This window comes from Corallococcus praedator (genome assembly GCF_003612125.1).
Lineage (GTDB): Bacteria > Myxococcota > Myxococcia > Myxococcales > Myxococcaceae > Corallococcus > Corallococcus praedator.
Window position 1 is genome coordinate 1 of the sequence record NZ_RAWI01000013.1, and the last position, 18,047, is coordinate 18,047.

Below are 18,047 nucleotides of genomic sequence, written 5' to 3' on the forward strand. Positions count from 1 at the left end.
AGCACCACCTCCGCCACGCGCGCGGCGGTGAGCGCCTCCGACAGCTCCGCGGTGACGTGCTGCAGCCGCGAGAGCCTGCCCGCCGCCACCTCCGCCGCCTGACGGGCCTGCCGCTCCGCCGCGTACGCCCGCGCCACGTCCAGCGCCATCGCCGCCCGGTCCGCCAGCTCCTGCAACAGCAGCTGCTCTCCGGGGTCGAACGGCTCGAACGGTTCGCTGGTCCGGGGCTCCGGCGCGTCCCGCCACACCGTCAGCGTCCCCATCGCTCGCCCGCGCGCCCGCAGGGGCAGCACCAGCACCGCCTCCACCCGCTGCGCCTCGCCCGTGTCCAGCACCTCCGCCGCCACGCCCTCGTCCGCGCGCATCCGCTGGGAGATGAGCGCCTGGAAGCGCACCCGGGACTCCGGCGCCGATGACGCCGACGCCACCGTGCGCAGCCACAGCCCGTCCTCCGAGAGCAGCCGCAGCGCGCACGCGGTCCCCAACAGCGGCACCACCAGCCCGCACAGCCGCTCCATCACCGCGGGAGGCTCCAGCGATGCATCCGCCAACACCCTGGAGGCCTCGGCCAGAAGCGCCAGCCGCTCCTCGATCTCCGGGGCATGCGCCCCGAAATGCCGCGCCTCGCCCAGCCTGCTGGTCGCCACCATCGTCATGCCATCCCCCCGCTGCCCCTCCATGGAACCACGTTCGCCCTCTGCACGCAGTGCGTCCCGGGTCCCGCCATCCCCGCTTTCACGGATGCAGGACACCCAAACCCCGGAACCGTTGGTGGACCGCACGCGCCTCGTTCCCGGGAGCGGCGCCCTGGGGGGCAAGGGGGGCGGTGCCCACATGGGAACACCCGGCGGTGCTTGGAAAGCAGAGGAGGGACGTGGCCACGGTTGCGGCGGCCCGGGGTTCGGCTAAAGCGGGGGCCGTGAACGCACCCTCGGATTCAACGGCCCCCTCCTCGGAGGGGCCGGATTCCCCCAAACGCATCGCGATGCTGGCGCTGGGCGCGGTAGGCATCGTCTACGGAGACATCGGCACCAGCCCGCTGTACGCCCTGCGCGAGTGCTTCACCGGCACGCACGGCGTCACCCCGACGCCGGCCAACGTGCTGGGCGTGCTGTCGCTCATCGTCTGGTCGCTCATCATCATCGTGTCGGTGAAGTACCTCATCTTCGTGATGCGCGCGGACAACCGGGGCGAGGGCGGCATCCTGGCGCTGATGGCCCTGGCCATGCAGCGCCCCCGAGGCCAGTCGCACCGCGCGCGGCCCCTGCTCATCACCCTGGGCCTGTTCGGCGCGGCGCTCATCTACGGCGACGGGGTCATCACCCCGGCCATCTCCGTGCTCAGCGCGGTGGAGGGCCTGAGCGTGGCCACCCCCGTCTTCGAGCCGTACGTCATCCCCATCTCGCTCGTCATCCTGGCGCTGCTGTTCCTGGTGCAGCGCAAGGGCACGGCCGGCATCGGCGCGGTGTTCGGTCCCCTGATGTGCGTGTGGTTCCTGGTGCTGGCGGTGCTGGGCGTGAAGGAGCTCATCCACAACCCCGCGGTGCTCTGGTCGCTGTCGCCCGTGCACGCCGTGACCTTCTTCATGGACAACGGGTGGCACGGCTTCCTGGTGCTGGGCGCCGTCATCCTGGTGGTGACGGGCGGCGAGGCGCTCTACGCGGACATGGGCCACTTCGGCGCGGGGCCCATCCGGCGCGCCTGGTTCATGCTGGTGCTGCCGTCGCTGGTGCTCAACTACCTGGGACAGGGCGCGCTGCTCTTGCGCCACGCGGAGGCCGCCCGCAACCCCTTCTTCCTGCTGGCTCCTGACTGGGCGCTGTACCCGCTCGTCGCCCTGTCCACCGCCGCCGCCGTGATTGCCTCGCAGGCCCTCATCTCCGGCTCCTTCTCCACCACCCGGCAGGCGATGCAGCTGGGCTACTGCCCGCGCATGGAGGTGGTGCACACGTCCGCGGAGGAGATGGGGCAGATCTACCTGCCCGGCCTCAACAGCGCGCTGCTGGTGGGCGTGGTGGCGCTGGTGCTGGGCTTCGGCTCCTCCAGCCGGCTGGCGGCCGCGTACGGCATCGCGGTGACGACGACCATGGGCATCACCACGATGCTCGCCTACGTGGTGGCCCGCGAGCGCTGGGGCGTCCGCCGCGCCGTGGCGCTGCCCATCGCGGGGCTGTTCATGCTGGTGGACCTGGCCTTCTTCGGCGCCAACGCCACGAAGATCGTCGACGGCGGCTGGTTCCCGCTGCTGCTCGCCGTCTGCATCTTCACCCTGATGACCACGTGGAAGCGGGGGCGCGACATCCTCGCGGCCAAGCTGCGCGCGTCGAGCATCAGCCTCAAGGACCTGCTGGGCAGCTTCGGGGACCACCCGCCGGTGCGCGTGCCCGGCACCGCCATCTTCATGACGGGCAACCCGGAGGGCACCCCGCCCGCGCTCCTGCACAACCTCAAGCACAACAAGGTGCTGCACGAGCAGGTGGTGCTGCTCACCATCATCTCCGAGGAGATTCCCCACGTGGTGGGCGCCGAGCGCGTGGAGGTGGAGCCCCTGGAGCAGGGCTTCGTGCGCGTCATCGCCCGCTACGGCTTCATGGAGAACCCCAGCATCCCGGACATCCTCAAGCGCTGCCGGGAGAAGGGCCTCCAGTTCCAGCTCATGGGCACCAGCTTCTTCCTGGGACGCGAGACCCTCATCCCCACCAAGAAGCGCGCCATGGCCGGCTGGCGCGAGGCCCTCTTCTCCTGGATGAGCCGCAACGCCCGCAGCGCCACCGCCTACTTCCGCATCCCGCCCAACCGCGTGGTGGAGCTGGGCAGCCAGGTGGAGCTGTAGGCCGGCGCCAGGATTTCCGGCGCCCCGGAACCTGACGCACGAGGACTTCACCCCGCGAAAAGAGAATCTTCTCACTCTTCACGCGGGGTCATTTCTTTGTTCCGAACACCTTTCGAGGTACAAGCCCCTGGAATCATTGGGATTTCAGGGGTTGCCCTGGGGTCGGAACGACCCTTCAGTGGCCGACAGTGGGGTCCAACCAGGGCTTTACGCAGGCGCTCGGCTGCTTCATCTTGCACCGCCGACGTCTACGAATTCCGGTTTGGATAAAAAAATACGGTAGGGCAGCAACACTTTGGCCGATGAATCGAGAATCTTTTCGCGGGGCAGAAATAATCCTGTCCCGGCGTACGAGAACTTGGTTACCCTGCGGCCAGGTGTCCCCCGACACCCGGCGTCTGAAACGAGGTCAGCCTTCCATGCTCCAGGCCATCGCCCCTGCCTCCATGTCCTCCTCGGTTTCCGCCGTGAAGTCCGTCATGCCGTGGGCCGAGCGCCCGCTGATGCCCCTGTCGGAGGCGGCGCCGTACACGGTGCTGAGCGCGCAGGAGCTGTACCCGCGAATCTGCGTGCGTGATCCGTACTTCGCGCTCAAGGACGTGACGGTGCTGCCGGGTGAGGTGGTGGCTCGGGTGCCGGTGCAGATGGACCCCGACGCGCAGGCGATGCCGATTGGACTGGGCGAGGCGGGCCGTCACCTGGCCATCCTGGGCTCCTGTGCCTCCGCGCTGGTGGCGCCCAAGGACGGGCAGCACTTCTACCTGGCGAGCGCCGCGCGCGGTCAGTGGCTGTCGTCGCAGCCGCAGGAGCGCACCACGGACCTGCTGTGGGCGCTGGCGCAGGCGGAGTACACGGGCAAGCGCACCTGCACGGCGCGCACGCTGCTCTCCGCGTCGGACGGCACGCCGCTGTTCCGGCTGGAGGTGGACTACAACGTGCTGTCCGCCGCCGCCTTCACCCGCCTGTTCGGTCAGGCGAAGCTGGAGATGCGCGCCGCCCCCCGCCCCGCGGACAACGTGCAGCGCACCCCGGAGGAGTGGGCGAAGCTGCGGCAGAACCCGTACAGCAAGCCGCTGGAGCTGTCGGACTGGCGGATGGACGGGGACACCCTGCGCTCGTCGCTGGTCGTCACGACGGAGCTGTGCAAGGGCCACTTCGCGATGCACCCGGTGATGCCGGTGGCCGTCGTCGCGGGCGGGATGACGCGCATGGCGACCACGCTGGGCCGCTCGCTGGAGCAGTGCGACACCGCCCGCTTCGTGGCGAAGGACGTGAAGCTGTCCGCGGACAGCCTGGCCTACGCGGGGCAGACGGTGGTGTTCGGCTCACGCCGCACCAGGGTGCGCGGCGCGGACCACACGTTCGAGTGCTTCGCGTCCGTCGGCGAGCGCGTCGTCGCGCAGCTGGATGTGACCTTCACCCGCGTCGACTGAAGCAGCGGCGACGCGGTGCGGGGAGCGGCGGGCGCGGGAGGACCGCGGCCCTCAGCTCCACTGGATGTCGTAGTCCACGCGGTCCAGGCCCTGCTGCTTCGCGGTGACGTTGCCCGTGAGCCCCAGGACCTTGAGCGAACCGGTGAGGATGCCCACGTGGTACGCGGGCGGCATCATGTCCCGGCGCATGCGCAGGGTGCCGGACTTGGTCCCCGTGGTGAGGTACTCGCGGTTGCCGTAGGACACCGCCGCGCTGTACGCCATCTGCGCGCCCGCGAAGAGCTTCTGCGGGTCGCCGCGGGAGATGATGCCGAAGATGAGCATCCCCGGCCCGGTGGAGTAGCGCGTGATGCTCACCTCGCCGCACGCCTGGAACACGGCCTCCGGTGAGCCCAGCTGGCCCTCCAGCAGGTCGGCCACGGTGTAGAGCAGCAAGAGCAGCTCCTTCGCCGGATACGAGCGCAGCTCCGCGTAGTCGTGGTCCAGCTCCCCTACGCGAACCTTCTCCATCCCGTTCGCGCCCGCGTGCTGCTGCACCAGGCTGAACACGGATTTGAAGATGAGCCCTCGGACCGAATCCCCGGACTGGAGGACGGCGATCCTGGCGGCGAGCTCGGTCTTGTCCGACGGCATGACTTCCAACTCCTTGCTTCCCGGTGGTGAGGAAGCGAACCCCAGCTTAACGGGACACTCCCGTCTGTCGACAAAGCACCTGCCCCGTGACTCCTACCCGGTGGGATTCCCCTGCACAACGCCGGGTGTCAGGGCGGACAGGACGACGTGGTGGGTCGGGTGCATCCCAGCCCGTCAAGCATGGGGAAGGAAACGCACGGGGGCGCCGTCAGCGCTCGTCGAGCAGCAGGGGCGCGAAGCCGGCGGCGTCGCATGAGGCGAGCACGTAGCGCACGCCGCCCCGGTCCCCGGTGAAGCCCGCGCTGATGCCGCCCGCGTGCAGGTGGCCGTAGACGCAGACCTTGGGCGCGAACGCTTCGATGGGGGCGCTGAACGCGGTGGGCCGCTCGTTGGCGTACACCGGCGGGAAGTGCACGGCGACGATGCGCGTGAGCGGCGTGGGACTGGCCTGCTCCTTCTTGCGCGCGTCCTCCAGCGACGTGGCCAGCCTTCGCGTCTCGCGCTCCACGTAGCCCGCGTCGGACGGCTCGTCGCCCATCTCCCCGCCGGGCATGGGCGGCGCTTCCGGCGCGGTCCACAGCCGCGTGCCGGCGATGACCCACGGGCCCATCACCACCGCGTTGTTGTGGAGGAAGCCCTCCAGCGTGCGGAACGGCTCCAGCAGCTTGCGCAGCTTGGACGCGGAGTCACCCCACCAGTAGTCGTGGTTGCCGCGCACCAGCACCTTGCGTCCGGGCCGCGCGTCCAGCCACGCCAGGTCGTCCATCACCTCGTGCGCCCGCGTGGCCCAGGAGATGTCGCCCGCGACGATGACCACGTCCTCCGGCCGCACCCGTTCGTCCCACGCGCGTTGCAGCGGGAGCGGATGGTCCGTCCAACCGAAGCGGTGCATGTCCTTCTGCCGCGTGGAGGGCAGGTGTGTGTCGCCAATGCCGAAGAGCCGCATGATGCTGGCGTCATAGCGGATGGCCCGCCCCCGTGGTGGCCCTTCGCACCCGCCCTCCGCCCGGGCCCGCCGCCCGTGCGGTCCGCTCCTGTCCGAATTCCAACCTGATACAGGAAAAGATGTAACAAAACGTTACGTCGCGGATGTCCTGAAACACGTCAGTGCGACAAACATGCACCACTCGCACCGTCGGTCCGCATCCACGGGCCCTGGGATGTAGGCAATTCCATGATTTCAGGGGCTTGGAGTCAAGGGGTGTCGGACGGGGTTCGCGAGGGTGGTGCATGGATGTACCGGTCGCGGAAGAAAACTGGACGAAGGTGACGGGCCGGACGGGCTGGCACGCGTGGTGCTGTAGAAGTGACGTGGGCCTCTCCCGTGGAAATGCGGGGGTGGGTCATGGAGTCCTCCCCCGACTTTGGAGTTCCCTCATGTCAACGTTCCGCAATCCGTTCGCGGCGGCCGCCGCCGCCCTGGTGCTGTCCGCGTGTGGTCCTCAGGCGCAGCCCACGGAGCCCACCCCTTCCGAGACCGAGACGCCGTCGCAGCCGACGGACACGGCCGGCAGCGCCCAGCCGCGTGAGTTGGATCCGCTGTTCGCGCAGGCCGCGCAGGAGTTCAACGTCCCGGCGGAGCTGCTCAAGGCGGTCTCCTACACGGAGACGCGCTGGCAGATGGTGCGGGGCACGGAGGAGTTCCCGGGCCAGCAGCCCGCGTTCGGCCTGATGGCCCTGCGCGGCGCGGACCTGGAGCAGGGCGCGGCGCTGGCCGGCGTGTCGGCGGAAGCGGTGCGCACGGACGCGGCGGCGAACATCCGCGCGGGCGCGGCGCTGCTCTCCCAGTTCGCCACCGAGGCGAAGGTGGAGCGCGGGGACCTGGGCGCGTGGGCGTCCGTGGTGGCGCGGCTGAGCGGCATCAGCAACGTGGAGGCGCAGGCGGAGCACGTGCACAAGGGCGTGTACGCGGTCATCAACGAGGGCGCGGTGGCGCTCAACACGGACGGCTCCGTGGCCGCCACGCTGGAGCCCGTGAAGGTGGAGGCGAAGTTCGAGCGCCCCCAGGTCCGCGCGATGGCGGCGGGGCCGAACTACGCGGCGTCCATCTGGCGTCCGGCGCCCAGCAGCAACTACGGCGCGCGCACGTCGGGCGCGGCGGGCGACCCGTCGATGATCATCATCCACACGTGTGAAGGCAGCTACTCCTCGTGCTGGAGCTGGCTCACCAACAGCGCGTCGGGCGTGAGCGCGCACTACGTGGTGAACGAGAGCGGCAGCGAAGTGTCCCAGCTGGTGAACGAGGCCAACCGCGCCTTCCACATCGGCGCGACGTACGACTGCTCGCTCAACAGCAGCAAGGAGTGCTGGCTCAACGGCACGCAGTCCAACCACTTCACCATCGGCATCGAGCACGGCGGCTTCGCCAGCCAGACCAGCTTCCCGGCCGGTCAGATTGACGCGTCCGCCAAGCTGTCGTGCGACATCGCGCGCGACAACGCCATCCTGAAGGACAGCTACCACATCGTGGCGCACGGCAAGCTGCAGCCCGCGACGCGCACGGACCCGGGTCCCAACTGGCCGTGGTCGTCCTACCTGAGCAAGATCAACAGCTACTGCGGCACCACGACGCCCACCGGGCAGATCATCATCGACAGCAACAGCGCCAACAACGACGCGGCCCAGGCGCGCTTCGAGCTGACGGGCACGTGGACCGCGGGCACCAGCGCCGGCTACTACGGCAGCGGCTACTACTACGCGGCCACGGAGGCCATCTCCGAGCCGGCGACGTTCTGGTTCTACCTGCCCACCGCGCAGACGCGCACGGTGGACGCGTGGTGGGTGGCGGGCACGAACCGCTCCTCCGCTGCGGCGTTCATCTCCTTCAACGCGGCCGGCACCAACCTGGGCACGGCGACCGTGAACCAGCAGGCCAACGGCGGCCAGTGGGTGCAGCTGGGCTCGTATAGCTTCACCGCCGGCTGGAACAAGGTGCAGCTGAGCCGCTGGCAGGCCGCGGGCTCGGTGGTCATCGCCGACGCCGTCCGGGTGCGCTGAGGTGAAGGCACGGGGCCTTGAACGGAAGGCGCGTTTGGGGCCCCTCCGGGCACGGACGTGGTGCGCCGTGCTCGGGTTGCTGGGCGTCGTGGGGTGCGAGGGCCGCTGTGGCGGCGCTTCCCCCGCGGCCCCGGGTACCCCGTCGCAGTTGTCGGAAGCGGAGCGCAGGGCCCTGCCGGGCACCATCGTCTTCCTCTCCGAACGGGCGGGACAGAAGGACGTCTGGCGGGTGACGCCTGACGGGCAGGAGACGCAGGTCACCTCCGCGCCGGAGGATGAATACCCCGGTCCCCCGTCACCGGATGGCCGCCAGGTGCTGGTGGTGGCGTCGGGCGAGGCGAACGGGCGCGTGTTCCAGCAGCTGCGCGTCCAGCCCCTGGATGGCGGCACGACGGTGGCGCTGCATCCGCCCCGGACCCGCGCGCGCAACGCGAGCTGGGGCCCGGACGGCACGTGGCTGGTGACGGAGTCGGACGCCCAGGGCTTCAGCGACGTGGTGCGCGCGCTGCCCACCGCGAACGCCGTGGACACGCAGGTGACGCACGTGAAGCAGGGCTGCTTCGAGCCCGACGTGTCCCCGGACGGCACGCAGGTGGCGTGCGTGTGCAGTGGCGACGGGGATCCGGAGGTCTACGTCTACCGCGCGGACGGCACGGGCGAGCCTCGCCGCATCACCACGTTCTACATGGAGGACCGCTCGCCGCGATGGAGCCCGGACGGGAAGTGGCTCCTGTTCGTGAGCAACCGCGAGCGCCGGGAGCGGATGTACCTGGTGCGGCCGGATGGCGCCGACCTGCGCGTGCTGTCCGGCGAGGGCTACGCGGGCGACGAGCGCGAGGCCGTGTTCAGCCCGGACAGCCAGCGCGTGGCGTACGTGGCGCGGTCGGCGGACGGCAAGAGCCGCATCTGGGTGGCGCAGGTGGCGGGCGGCGCTCCGGTGGCGCTCACGGACGGCACCCACCGCGACGACATGCCGGCGTGGAGTCCGGACGGCAAGGCGCTGGTGTTCGTCTCCGAGCGCGACGGCGACACCGACCTGTACCTGATGCGCGCGGACGGCACGGGCCAGACGCGGCTCACCACGGCGAAGGGCGCGGACTGGCTGCCCCGCTGGTTCACGTCCCGCTAGCCGGCCCGCTGCCTCACGGCCTCGGGTTCGGTGGCTTCGGACTCCGTGGAGCCGGGCTTCGAGGCGACGTCCAGCGGCACGCTGAAGAAGAAGGTGGCGCCCTGGTCCGGTTCGCTCTCCACCCAGATGTGGCCGCCGTGGGCCTCCACGATGAGCCGGCTGATGTAGAGCCCCAGGCCCAGCCCCTTGCCGTCCGCGGAGCGTCCGTCCTCGGTGCGGTAGTACTTGTCGAACAGGCGCGCGGCGTCGCGGGCGGCCAGGCCCGCGCCCAGGTTGCTCACCGACACCACGGCCTGGTCGTGCACGGCGGACAGGCGCACGTCCACCGGCGTGCCCTTGGGGCTGTATTTGATGGCGTTGGTCAGGAGGTTGGTCACCACGCGCTCCACCCGCGCGGCGTCCATGAGGACGGGGGGCACCGAGCACCCCAGGTGCAGCCGGAAGCGCTCGCGCGCGTCGGGGGCCACGTCGCGCTCCAGCACCTCCTCCAGGAAGCGGCCCAGGTCGCGCGACTCGCGGCGCAGGGTGACGCTGCCGGACTCCAGGCGTGAGCCCTCCAGCAGCTCCTCGATCATCGTGTTCATCCACTCCACGTTGTGGATGATGGCCTGGGTCATGTGGCCCTCGCGCTCCAGCTTCCGCTCGTGCAGCGCGCGCTGGAGCAGGTGGGCGCGCAGGTTGATGGTGTGCAGGGGGTTGCGCAGGTCGTGGGAGATGAGGCCCACGTATTCCTCGCGCAGCTTCTCCAGTTCGCGGCGCTCGGTGACGTCGCGCAGGACGGCGATGGTGGTGGCGTCCTCCTCGCCCTCCAGCGGGGACAGCCGCACCTCCAGGGGCACGCAGGTGCCGTCCTGGCGCCGGCCGGACACCATCCGCCCGCCTCCGGTGGGGCGCGGCGTGGCGCTGGGGTTGGACGGGCCGTGCAGTCCCTCGGGCACCAGCAGCTCCACGCTCCGGTCCAGCAGGGCTTCGCGCCGGTAGCCGAACACGCGCTCCGCCTCCGCGTTGGCGAAGCGCACGCGGCCGGTGGCGTCCAGCACGACCATCGGGTCGGGCGCGGTGTCCAGGAAGGTGCGGAATCTCACCTCGGAGGCCTCCAGCGCGGTAGTGGCCCGTCTGCGTTCGGTGTCCAGCAGGTCCAGCGCGCGCGCCGCCATCAGCACCAGCGTGGCGCCGCCGGCGGCCACCACGGTCGCGAAGAGGGGGAACTTCGCGTCGTGGCTGAGCCTGCCCGACAGGTGCATCACCACCAGCGTCAGCCCCAGCACCGGCGGCCCCATCAGCGTCACCGGCACCAGCCGCCGCGCCACGAAGCCGCCCAGCGTGTCCTGCGTGAGCCGCGCCATCAGCCCCAGGTCCGGGCGCGCGCACAGCGTGCCCACCGCCAGGAGGATGAGCATGCAGGTGGTGTGCAGCCCCATGCTGCGCTCCTGGAAGAACGGCACGGCGGGCGTCACCAGCGGGCCCAGCAGGAAGCCGTTGAGGCCCAGCAGCGCCGCCATCAGCGCCAGCGCCACCAGCGCGTCGGACCAGGACAGCCGCTGGGGAGAGCCCTTGTCCAGCAGCGCCAGCGCCGGGCCCAGCAGCATCAGGCACAGCGACGTCAGCGGCGAGGGCTTGATGCCGGGCGACGCGAAGCCGTCCTCGCCGAAGAGGCGCAGGAACAGCGCATCCAGTCCGCCCCGCATGCCCCCGATGACGAGCCCGTCCACGAGGCTCGCCGCGCCCACGACGGCGGTGGCCCAGGCCAGCACGGTGCCCAACTGGCGGTGTCGGGGGCTCGCGCCGCACCGCAGGCGCAGGCCCAGGGCGCCGCCCGCGAACATCAATCCGAGCGCGGCGCTGGGCCGCATCGCCGGCAGCGCGGCGCCCATGGACTTGAGCACCATGACGTCCAGTGCCCAACCCACCAGCACCAACAGGCCCACCAGGCAGGCGGCGGCCGCGGAACTGCGCGCAAGGGCACGGACCAACGCCGTGCTTCGTGGCATGGATCGGCCGCTCATTGTCCGCGTCCCCCCCGGAACGCCAGCATCGCACCTGCCCACAACATCACGCCTCAAGGGCCGCTCCGGCAATACGACGCCAGGGCCGTCGCATGTCCGCCGAAGGCAGGGATATCCGACTTGTCGGGGTGAGATACGACAACGGCCGGACATCGTGCGGCGGCGGAAGGCGGGTCCAGGCTCCCTTGAGGGAGGCCCCTCGCGGGAGGCCTCGTAACGAGGGGAAATTACGGCGCGTAGCGTCCCGGATACACGGTGAGCACCACGCCCAGGCCGGGGCCGGCGTCCACGTTGCGCGCGACGTAGGCGTCCTGACCTTCAACGGACACCTGGAAGGACTCCACACCGGCAGCGGAGTGCACATAGAGGAACAGTCCGTGGGACGCGGTGCCTGCCTGGCTCACCGACGTGAGGTCCTCGGACGGGTAGTAGAGCCGGTCCGCCAGCTCCGCGCGATCAAGCGCCACGCGCACACCGCTCACGGGCTGACCGTTCAGGTCCACCACGCGTCCGAGCACGAAGCCCGCGGTGGCCAATGTGGCCGCCGGGTCGCCGGTGTGACCCACGAGCCGGGGCGCTCCCACGGCGGTGCCCAGCTGGTCGACGAAGGCGATCGGCAGGGCCCACGCGTGCGCGTCGATGATGTCCGTTCGTGGACGGGTGCCGGTGAAGGCGGTGTCGTAGATGAGCGTGGTGCTGCGCACGAGGCCGTCGTGCGCCAGCCCCACCCCCAGCCCCTGGTGGATGTCGCGCACGGGCACGTCGGTGATGCGGAACGCGCCGTCCTCGGACACCTCACCGGTGGCGAAGGTGGCGGCCGCGTCGTTGACGGCCACGCGCAGGGGCTCCTCGACGGTGAGCGCCATCCCGGCCAGCGAAGGCGCTCCTGCGCGCACGGCCTCCGGGAACACGGCGGCCTGACCGCTGACGAGGATGCGAAGGTTTTCCAGGTCCACGGCCTCGGCGTCCTCGGTCCGCACGCCGGGGTCCGGTGTGAAGCCGCCGTCGCCACAGGCCAGTGCCACCAGCCCGAGCACGGCACCACCCGCCGCCCGAATAAAGTGTCTCATCGCGCCGCAACATCTTCACGGTCCGTCGCGATCGCAATCCGTCGCCGGGCTCCGTCCGTCCCCTGCAGGACGCCCGGGTGTACGCGAGGGCAGGAGGCCTGGGACGGCGAGGCTTCCGGATGTTGAAAACACGTCGGCACCGGGAGCCTGCCTTCCGCCAGTGACGGAAGGCCGCGCCCGGTGCCGGGGTCCTGCGTGGGATGCCAGGGAGCGGGCGGAGCGCCTACCCGCGCGCCCCGCCTTTGTTGTGGGTGCTGAAGCTACCTGCCCGTGTTCCAGCCGCCGCCGCTGCTGCCACTGCTCCGGCCGTTGCTGCCACTGCTCCGGCCGCTGCTGCCGCTGCTGCCGCTGCTGCCGCTGCTACCACTGCTGCTTCGGCCACTGCCGCTGGGGCTGCCCCAGCCACCACCGCTGCTGCCGCTGTTGCCGCTGCTGCTCCGGCCACTGCCGCTGCTGCCGCTCCCGCTGTTGCCGCTGCTGCTCCCGCTGTTGCCAGGGCTGCTCCAGCCGCCACCGTTGCCACCGCTGTTGCCGCTGCTGCGGGGGCTGTCGTTGTCCTTGTCGTCGTCGCGGCTCTTGTTGCCGGGGCTGCCCCAGCCACCGCTGTTGCCCTTGTTGTCGTCGTCGTTGTCACGCCGGCTGTTCGCGGCGGGGGCGGCGTTGCTGCGGCCCCAGCCGTTGTTGGAGGAACCACTGGGCGGACGGGCGCCGGTGCCATTTCCACCCGGAGGGCCGCGGCGGCCCACGTTGCTGTTGCCGTTGCCGTTGTACGGAGCCGCCTGACGCGACGGGCCGGTGTTGTAGCGGATGTTCCCGGCGGAGGCCGCGTGGGTCCGGTCCCAGCGGTAGCCCCGGCTGCCGCGGTCATACGAGTACCCATGGCCCCAGGAGCCGTGCGGGTAGAAGTCGTGCGAGTGGCGCCCGTGGAAGCTGCAGTAACCGCCGCTGGGGATGGGGTGGTAGTCCCAGTACCAGACCAGCGTCGGGCCCCGGTAGTAGTAGACGTCGTCGGTGTAGACGTAGGACGCCTGGGGCGGCTCGTAGTCGTGGACGTGGCTGTAGTCCTCCGGGCACCACCCGCTGCCGTAGTCGTCGGGGATGGGGTGCGCTCCGGCGAAGCGGTACTGCACCACGGGGGCGACGTAGGCCGCGCGGGTGGGGCGGTGATAGTGGCCGTCCACGACACAGCCGGTCCCCATCAGCAGGGCGAAGGGGACGACCAGGGCGAGCAAGCGGTTCATGGAGAATCTCCTGGCGCGGAAGTGGACCCCCAAAGCGTCCCGCTCCGCAACCTCTGTGCCCTCATGACGGCCGGTGGCGCTTTTAATTCATCCCGGCGGCCTGCCTGCCAGGGCGGAGGGGAAGGGCGCCCGCTGATATGACGCACGGGGCGCCCCAGGGCCTGGGGCCGGGGACCGCGCCACAGGGAGACACACGGATGTCGGACATGGATTTCGGACGGGAGGCGGGGGCGTCCTGCGCGCTGCACCCCGAACAGGTCGCCACGGGCACCTGCGCGCGGTGCGGCAACTTCATGTGCGACACGTGCAGCCAGGGCGGAACCTCCCCGCGCTGTCCCACGTGCCGGGCGCGCTTCGGCGCGGAGTTCCCCCTGAACCGGGACAACTGGACCCTTGGCGGGCTGTGGGAGGTGTGCTGGCCCATCTTCCAGCGCGAGTGGGGCATGTTGTCGCTGGCGGTGTTGATCAGCTTCGGCGTGTCCTTCGGCTCGCAGCTGCTGGTGACCCTGGGCCAGGGCATCGGCAGCGCGCTGGACAGCACCGTGCTGGCCGTCGTGTTGAGCCTGGTGGGCTTCCTGGCGCAGCTGGTGGTGCAGGGGCTGGTGCAGCTGGGCCTCCTGCGCGTGTGCTTCGACGTGCTGCAGGGAGGGCGCGCGGACGTGGCGCGCCTCTTCAGCCAGATGCACAAGGTGGGGCCCTACCTGCTGACGATGCTCGTCGTCTTCGCCATCATCGTGGTGCCGCTGCTCATCCTGGGCGCCCTGGGGTTCCTGGTGGCCATGGGCGCGGGCTTCGCGGATGCCATGCCGTGGAACGCGAACGCGGCGGACATGTCGTCCGCCGAGCGCTGGGACGCCGTGGCGCCCGTGCTGGCGGTGATGGGCGGTGTCTCCGCGGTGCTGCTCATCCCTTTCATCTACGTGACGCTCCCGCTGTACTTCGTCCAGCCGGAGCTCGCGTACGAGGACGTGCCGCCGGGCCCGCTGCAGCTCTTGCGTCGCTGCTGGGAGTACGCCCGGGGCCAGCGCCTGGCCATGGTGGGCGTGGGCTTCCTCGTGGGCGCCATCGCCCTGGCGGGCTTCTTCGCCTGCTGCGTGGGGCTGATCCCCGCCATGGCGCTGGCCCAGCTGCTCATCTCGGGCATGTATCTGGCGCTGCGCCCCCGTTCGGACGAGGTCGCGGGCCCGCTGCACGGCTGACGTCCTTTCGTCTCCACCGCGCGCCTTCGCCAGGAAGCGAAGGCGCGCCGTGGGGGGAGGATCAGTGCACCAGCCGCTCGGCGGAGCCGGAGCGCGGCAGGGTCACCTTGCCCAGGCACGCGAGGATGTGCTCGCGGTACTCGGTGAGCTCGCGCAGGCCGCACAGCATCCACCGGCCGCCGATGACCAGCGTGGGGACGCCCCTCACGCCGCGGCTGTTGGCCAGCCGGTGCTCGTCGTGGATGAGCCGGCGCGTCTCTTCCGACCGGAAGGCCGCGGAGAACTGGTTCATGGACAGGCCCACGCGCGATGCCAGCTCGAACACCACGTCCGAGCGCGACACGTTGACGCCCTGTTCCAGCGCCGCGCGTTGCATGGACCGCGCGAGGAAGGCCCGCGCCTGCGGACCCTGCAATCGCGCGGCTTCGAGCGCCGCCAGGGCCGGCACGCTGGAGCGGGGAGGGTCACCCCCCAGCCACAGGTCCGTGGAGAGCAGCGCGGCGGTGGGTTCGGCTTCGCGCTGGGCGCGCTTCACCTCTTCCACCAATCCGCGCACTTCGCGCTCCGTGGGCAGCACGTCGTGCAGCCGCAGCGGGTAGGGTCGCACGCTCCAGCGGACGGCTTCGCCAAACTCCTGGCGAAGCACGTCCAACCGCAGGTCGGCGAGGTAGCACCAGGAGCACAACACATCCTGGTAGACGGTGATCTGCAGCGGCTTGTGCAGCGTTTTCATCGGGGGTTGCCAGATTAGAGGCGCATCCCCGTCGCTGCCAACACCCCCCGACAATCCGCGCCGGTTGGCATTCCCGTATTCCTGTGGAGCATGCAAGGCACCGTGCGCACCGTGAGGCCTCGCACGCACGCCGTGAAGCAGGCGGGCAGGCACCCATCCACTGCTCGCGTGCCTGCTGTCACACCATTAGCAGGCCCTCCCCGCTAGGGAGCACGCCCCGCGCGCGCGACGAGCGCACTGCCCCGGGTCCCCGCGTACACCAACGCGTGTTCGACGATGGTCCCGGCGATGTCCTGACCGGTGGCGCCCTCCAGGCCCTCGAAGCCGGGGCTGGAGTTGATCTCCATCAGGCGCGGCCCATGCCGGCCCTCCAGCATGTCCACGCCCGCGACCTCCAGCCCGATGATGCGCGCGGCCTTCACCGCGGCCTCCATGTAGTCCGGGGGCAGCACGATGGCGCGGCCCTCGCCGCCCCGGTGGATGTTGGAGCGGAACTCGCCCTTCTTCGCCTTGCGGCGCATGGCGCCCACCACCGTGTCGCCCACCACCAGCGCGCGCACGTCGCGGCCTTCGCTCTCCGCGACGAACTCCTGCAGCACGATTTCCTGGCCCAGGTCCCAGAAGGTGTCGAGGATGGTCTGCACCTCCGGCAGCGTGTGGGCGATCATCACGCCCACGCCCTGGGTGCCCTTGATCAGCTTGATGATGACGGGCAGGCCACCCACCTCCTGCACCAGCTTGCGCACGTTGCCGCGGTCATGCGCCATCACCGTCCTGGGCATGTCCAGGCCCGCGCGGGCCAGGAACTGGAGCGCGCGCAGCTTGTCGCGGCTGCGCGCGATGGAGGTGGGGGGGTTGAGCACCGGCACGTCCATCATCTCGAAGTGGTTCACCACCGCCAGGCCGTAGGCGGTGATGGACGCGCCAATGCGGGGAATCACCACGTCCACGCCCTTCACCTCCGCACCGCGGTACGTCATGCGCGGGCGGCCCTGGGCCAGCATCAGGCAGCAGCGCAGCGTGTCGAAGACGAGCGCCCGGTGCCCGCGCGCCTTGATGGCCTCCACCAGCCGGCGCGTCGAGTACAGCGAGCGCTTGCGGGACAGGATGGCCACGGTCTTCTTGGCGCGGGGGCGGCGTGGGCGCGGTGCGTCGCCACGCTCGGGTGCCTGCGCTCCAGGCGGGACGGGCGCCTTCTTCGGCTTCACTTTTCGGGGGGGCATGCGGGGCGCGGGACACTAGCACGCACGGGCCGTCAGGCATGGTGCGTGGGCTCCCTTTGCTATCCTCGCGTTCACTGATGACCGCCTCCAACCCGCATCCCGACGACATCCACACGAATCCAGGCGACGTGGGACTCGAACTGGCGTCCCAGTCCTCCCTGCTCGGGGAGACGCAGGTGGTGGATCCGCGCGCCAGCGTGAAGCTGCACAAGTGCCGGCTGCTGGTGACGGCGGGGCCGGACACCGGGCGCTCCATGGCCAGCGACAAGGAGCGGCTTCGCTGCGGCGCCCACCCGGGCAACGACCTGGTGCTGGTGGAGGACCGCACGGCGAGCCGCCACCACTTCGAGGTCCAGTACACCGAGCGCGGCTACCTGCTGGTGGACCTGAACTCCACCAACGGCACCTTCCTGGACGGCCGGCGCATTGAACGGGCCTACCTGTCCCCGGGTTCGCAGATCCGCGCCGGCTCCTCCGTCATCACCTTCGCGCCGCTGGAGGAGGAGGTGGCGGTGGAGCCCGACCGCGAGGGCGAGCTGTGCGGCATGGTGGGCCAGAGCGTGAAGATGCGGCAGGTGTTCGGGCTCATCAAGCGCATCGCGCCCATGGACGTGTCCGTCATCATCCAGGGGGAGACGGGCACCGGGAAGGAGCTGGTCTCCAGCGCCATCCATGAGCTGTCCGGCCGCAAGAAGGGCCCCATGGTGGTGCTGGACTGCGGCGCCATCCCGCCCAACCTCATCGAGAGCGAGCTGTTCGGCCATGAGAAGGGCGCCTTCACCGGCGCGACGTCCGGCCGCCCCGGCGCCTTCGAGCGCGCGCAGGGCGGCACCATCTTCCTGGACGAGCTGGGCGAGCTGCGCCTGGACCTGCAACCCAAGCTGCTGCGCGTGCTGGAGAACCGCGAGGTGCGCCGGGTGGGCGGCAACGACGTCATCGAGGTGGACGTCCGCGTCATCGCGGCGACGCACCGCGACCTCGTGAAGGAGATCGCCGCGGGCAACTTCCGCGAGGACCTCTACTTCCGCCTGTCCGTCATCAACATCCAGCTGCCGCCCCTGCGCCAGCGCCGCGACGACATCCCGCTCATCCTGAAGCAGGCCCTGGCGGAGCCGGAGGTGGTGGACAAGCACGGCCGCAAGCGCTTCTCCGCGGAGGCCCTGGGCCTGCTGATGGCCTACGCGTGGCCCGGCAACGTGCGCGAACTGATGAACGTCCTGTCCCACGTGCTGACGTTCTCCGAGGGCGAGGAGATATTGCCCTCCCACCTGCCCCCGCGCGTCCGGGGCCAGGCCCGCGAGGGGCCGCTGCCCTTCAACGAGCACCTGGCCTTCAAGGACGCCAAGGAGCAGCTGCTGGAGAACTTCGAGCGGGAGTACGTCACCAGCGTCCTCACCCGCTGCGAGGGCAACCTGTCCCGCGCGGCCCGGGAGAGCGGCCTGCACCGCAAGTCCATCGAGCGGCTGGTGAAGAAGTACCAACTGGACGCCAAGGGCCTGAAACCGCGCTGAAGTAGAGTTCCCGCCCTGCGTCGGACATCATCATGACCA

General features: G+C 70.5%; 14 protein-coding genes. 6 read left to right on the forward strand and 8 right to left on the reverse strand.

What is annotated here, in order from left to right; genetic code table 11:
• On the reverse strand, positions 1-656 hold a 656-nt coding region (locus tag D7Y13_RS03115), incomplete at its 3' end, for a GAF domain-containing protein (protein ID WP_120630631.1).
• Positions 657-985: 329 nt separating this feature from the next.
• On the opposite strand from D7Y13_RS03115, the gene D7Y13_RS03120 reads away from it, so the two are divergent.
• A complete protein-coding gene (locus tag D7Y13_RS03120; protein WP_120531564.1) occupies positions 986-2,833 on the forward strand; it encodes a potassium transporter Kup in 1,848 nt (615 codons plus the stop codon).
• Between the two features lie 419 nt (positions 2,834-3,252).
• Positions 3,253-4,266, forward strand: coding sequence for a hotdog family protein (locus tag D7Y13_RS03125; protein WP_199732684.1), 1,014 nt, complete (start codon positions 3,253-3,255; stop codon positions 4,264-4,266).
• Between the two features lie 51 nt (positions 4,267-4,317).
• On the opposite strand, the gene D7Y13_RS03130 is transcribed toward D7Y13_RS03125, so the two are convergent.
• Positions 4,318-4,899 carry a DUF2378 family protein gene (locus D7Y13_RS03130; RefSeq protein ID WP_120582623.1) on the reverse strand — a complete coding sequence of 194 codons (582 nt, stop codon included), beginning with the start codon at positions 4,897-4,899 and terminating at the stop codon, positions 4,318-4,320.
• A gap of 208 nt (positions 4,900-5,107) precedes the next feature.
• The gene (locus D7Y13_RS03135) at positions 5,108-5,845 is read right to left on the reverse strand and encodes a metallophosphoesterase (protein ID WP_120531567.1); all 738 of its coding nucleotides are present in this window, start codon (positions 5,843-5,845) and stop codon (positions 5,108-5,110) included.
• A gap of 431 nt (positions 5,846-6,276) precedes the next feature.
• Here D7Y13_RS03135 and D7Y13_RS03140 point away from each other — a divergent pair, with 431 nt between their 5' ends.
• Entirely contained in the window at positions 6,277-7,896 is a 1,620-nt protein-coding gene (locus D7Y13_RS03140; RefSeq protein ID WP_120531568.1) for a golvesin C-terminal-like domain-containing protein, read from the forward strand.
• 76 nt (positions 7,897-7,972) lie between these two features.
• Entirely contained in the window at positions 7,973-9,025 is a 1,053-nt protein-coding gene (locus tag D7Y13_RS03145) for a TolB family protein (RefSeq protein ID WP_370451633.1), read from the forward strand.
• On the opposite strand, the gene D7Y13_RS03150 is transcribed toward D7Y13_RS03145, so the two are convergent.
• The 3 genes from D7Y13_RS03150 to D7Y13_RS45635 all read right to left on the reverse strand — a co-directional run bounded on the left by D7Y13_RS03150 (position 9,022) and on the right by D7Y13_RS45635 (position 13,342).
• The gene (locus D7Y13_RS03150) at positions 9,022-11,016 is read right to left on the reverse strand and encodes a sensor histidine kinase (RefSeq protein ID WP_158620298.1); all 1,995 of its coding nucleotides are present in this window, start codon (positions 11,014-11,016) and stop codon (positions 9,022-9,024) included. The genes D7Y13_RS03145 and D7Y13_RS03150 overlap by 4 nt on opposite strands.
• A gap of 242 nt (positions 11,017-11,258) precedes the next feature.
• Positions 11,259-12,101 (reverse strand): carboxypeptidase regulatory-like domain-containing protein, encoded by an 843-nt coding sequence (locus tag D7Y13_RS03155; RefSeq protein ID WP_120531571.1) that lies wholly within the window; start codon positions 12,099-12,101, stop codon positions 11,259-11,261.
• A gap of 260 nt (positions 12,102-12,361) precedes the next feature.
• Complete coding sequence (locus tag D7Y13_RS45635) at positions 12,362-13,342, reverse strand: hypothetical protein (protein ID WP_158620297.1); 981 nt, start codon at positions 13,340-13,342, stop codon at positions 12,362-12,364.
• Positions 13,343-13,539: 197 nt separating this feature from the next.
• Here D7Y13_RS45635 and D7Y13_RS03165 point away from each other — a divergent pair, with 197 nt between their 5' ends.
• Positions 13,540-14,541 carry a hypothetical protein gene (locus D7Y13_RS03165; protein ID WP_120582621.1) on the forward strand — a complete coding sequence of 334 codons (1,002 nt, stop codon included), beginning with the start codon at positions 13,540-13,542 and terminating at the stop codon, positions 14,539-14,541.
• Between the two features lie 61 nt (positions 14,542-14,602).
• On the opposite strand, the gene D7Y13_RS03170 is transcribed toward D7Y13_RS03165, so the two are convergent.
• Entirely contained in the window at positions 14,603-15,274 is a 672-nt protein-coding gene (locus D7Y13_RS03170; RefSeq protein ID WP_120531573.1) for a DsbA family oxidoreductase, read from the reverse strand.
• Between the two features lie 203 nt (positions 15,275-15,477).
• Positions 15,478-16,497 (reverse strand): ATP-grasp domain-containing protein, encoded by a 1,020-nt coding sequence (locus tag D7Y13_RS03175; RefSeq protein ID WP_120582620.1) that lies wholly within the window; start codon positions 16,495-16,497, stop codon positions 15,478-15,480.
• A gap of 77 nt (positions 16,498-16,574) precedes the next feature.
• Here D7Y13_RS03175 and D7Y13_RS03180 point away from each other — a divergent pair, with 77 nt between their 5' ends.
• The gene (locus D7Y13_RS03180) at positions 16,575-18,008 is read left to right on the forward strand and encodes a sigma 54-interacting transcriptional regulator (RefSeq protein WP_199732682.1); all 1,434 of its coding nucleotides are present in this window, start codon (positions 16,575-16,577) and stop codon (positions 18,006-18,008) included.
• Positions 18,009-18,047 lie beyond the last annotated feature (39 nt).

Coding starts and splice junctions, on each gene's coding strand:
- D7Y13_RS03150 (WP_158620298.1), bottom strand. CDS start 11,016: ATGCCACGAAGCACGGCGTTGGTCCGTGCCCTTGCGCGCAGTTCCGCG.
- D7Y13_RS03125 (WP_199732684.1), top strand. CDS start 3,253: ATGCTCCAGGCCATCGCCCCTGCCTCCATGTCCTCCTCGGTTTCCGCC.
- D7Y13_RS03120 (WP_120531564.1), top strand. CDS start 986: ATGCTGGCGCTGGGCGCGGTAGGCATCGTCTACGGAGACATCGGCACC.
- D7Y13_RS03165 (WP_120582621.1), top strand. CDS start 13,540: ATGTCGGACATGGATTTCGGACGGGAGGCGGGGGCGTCCTGCGCGCTG.
- D7Y13_RS03135 (WP_120531567.1), bottom strand. CDS start 5,845: ATGCGGCTCTTCGGCATTGGCGACACACACCTGCCCTCCACGCGGCAG.
- D7Y13_RS03140 (WP_120531568.1), top strand. CDS start 6,277: ATGTCAACGTTCCGCAATCCGTTCGCGGCGGCCGCCGCCGCCCTGGTG.
- D7Y13_RS03175 (WP_120582620.1), bottom strand. CDS start 16,497: ATGCCCCCCCGAAAAGTGAAGCCGAAGAAGGCGCCCGTCCCGCCTGGA.
- D7Y13_RS03170 (WP_120531573.1), bottom strand. CDS start 15,274: ATGAAAACGCTGCACAAGCCGCTGCAGATCACCGTCTACCAGGATGTG.
- D7Y13_RS45635 (WP_158620297.1), bottom strand. CDS start 13,342: ATGAACCGCTTGCTCGCCCTGGTCGTCCCCTTCGCCCTGCTGATGGGG.
- D7Y13_RS03180 (WP_199732682.1), top strand. CDS start 16,575: ATGACCGCCTCCAACCCGCATCCCGACGACATCCACACGAATCCAGGC.
- D7Y13_RS03155 (WP_120531571.1), bottom strand. CDS start 12,101: ATGAGACACTTTATTCGGGCGGCGGGTGGTGCCGTGCTCGGGCTGGTG.
- D7Y13_RS03130 (WP_120582623.1), bottom strand. CDS start 4,899: ATGCCGTCGGACAAGACCGAGCTCGCCGCCAGGATCGCCGTCCTCCAG.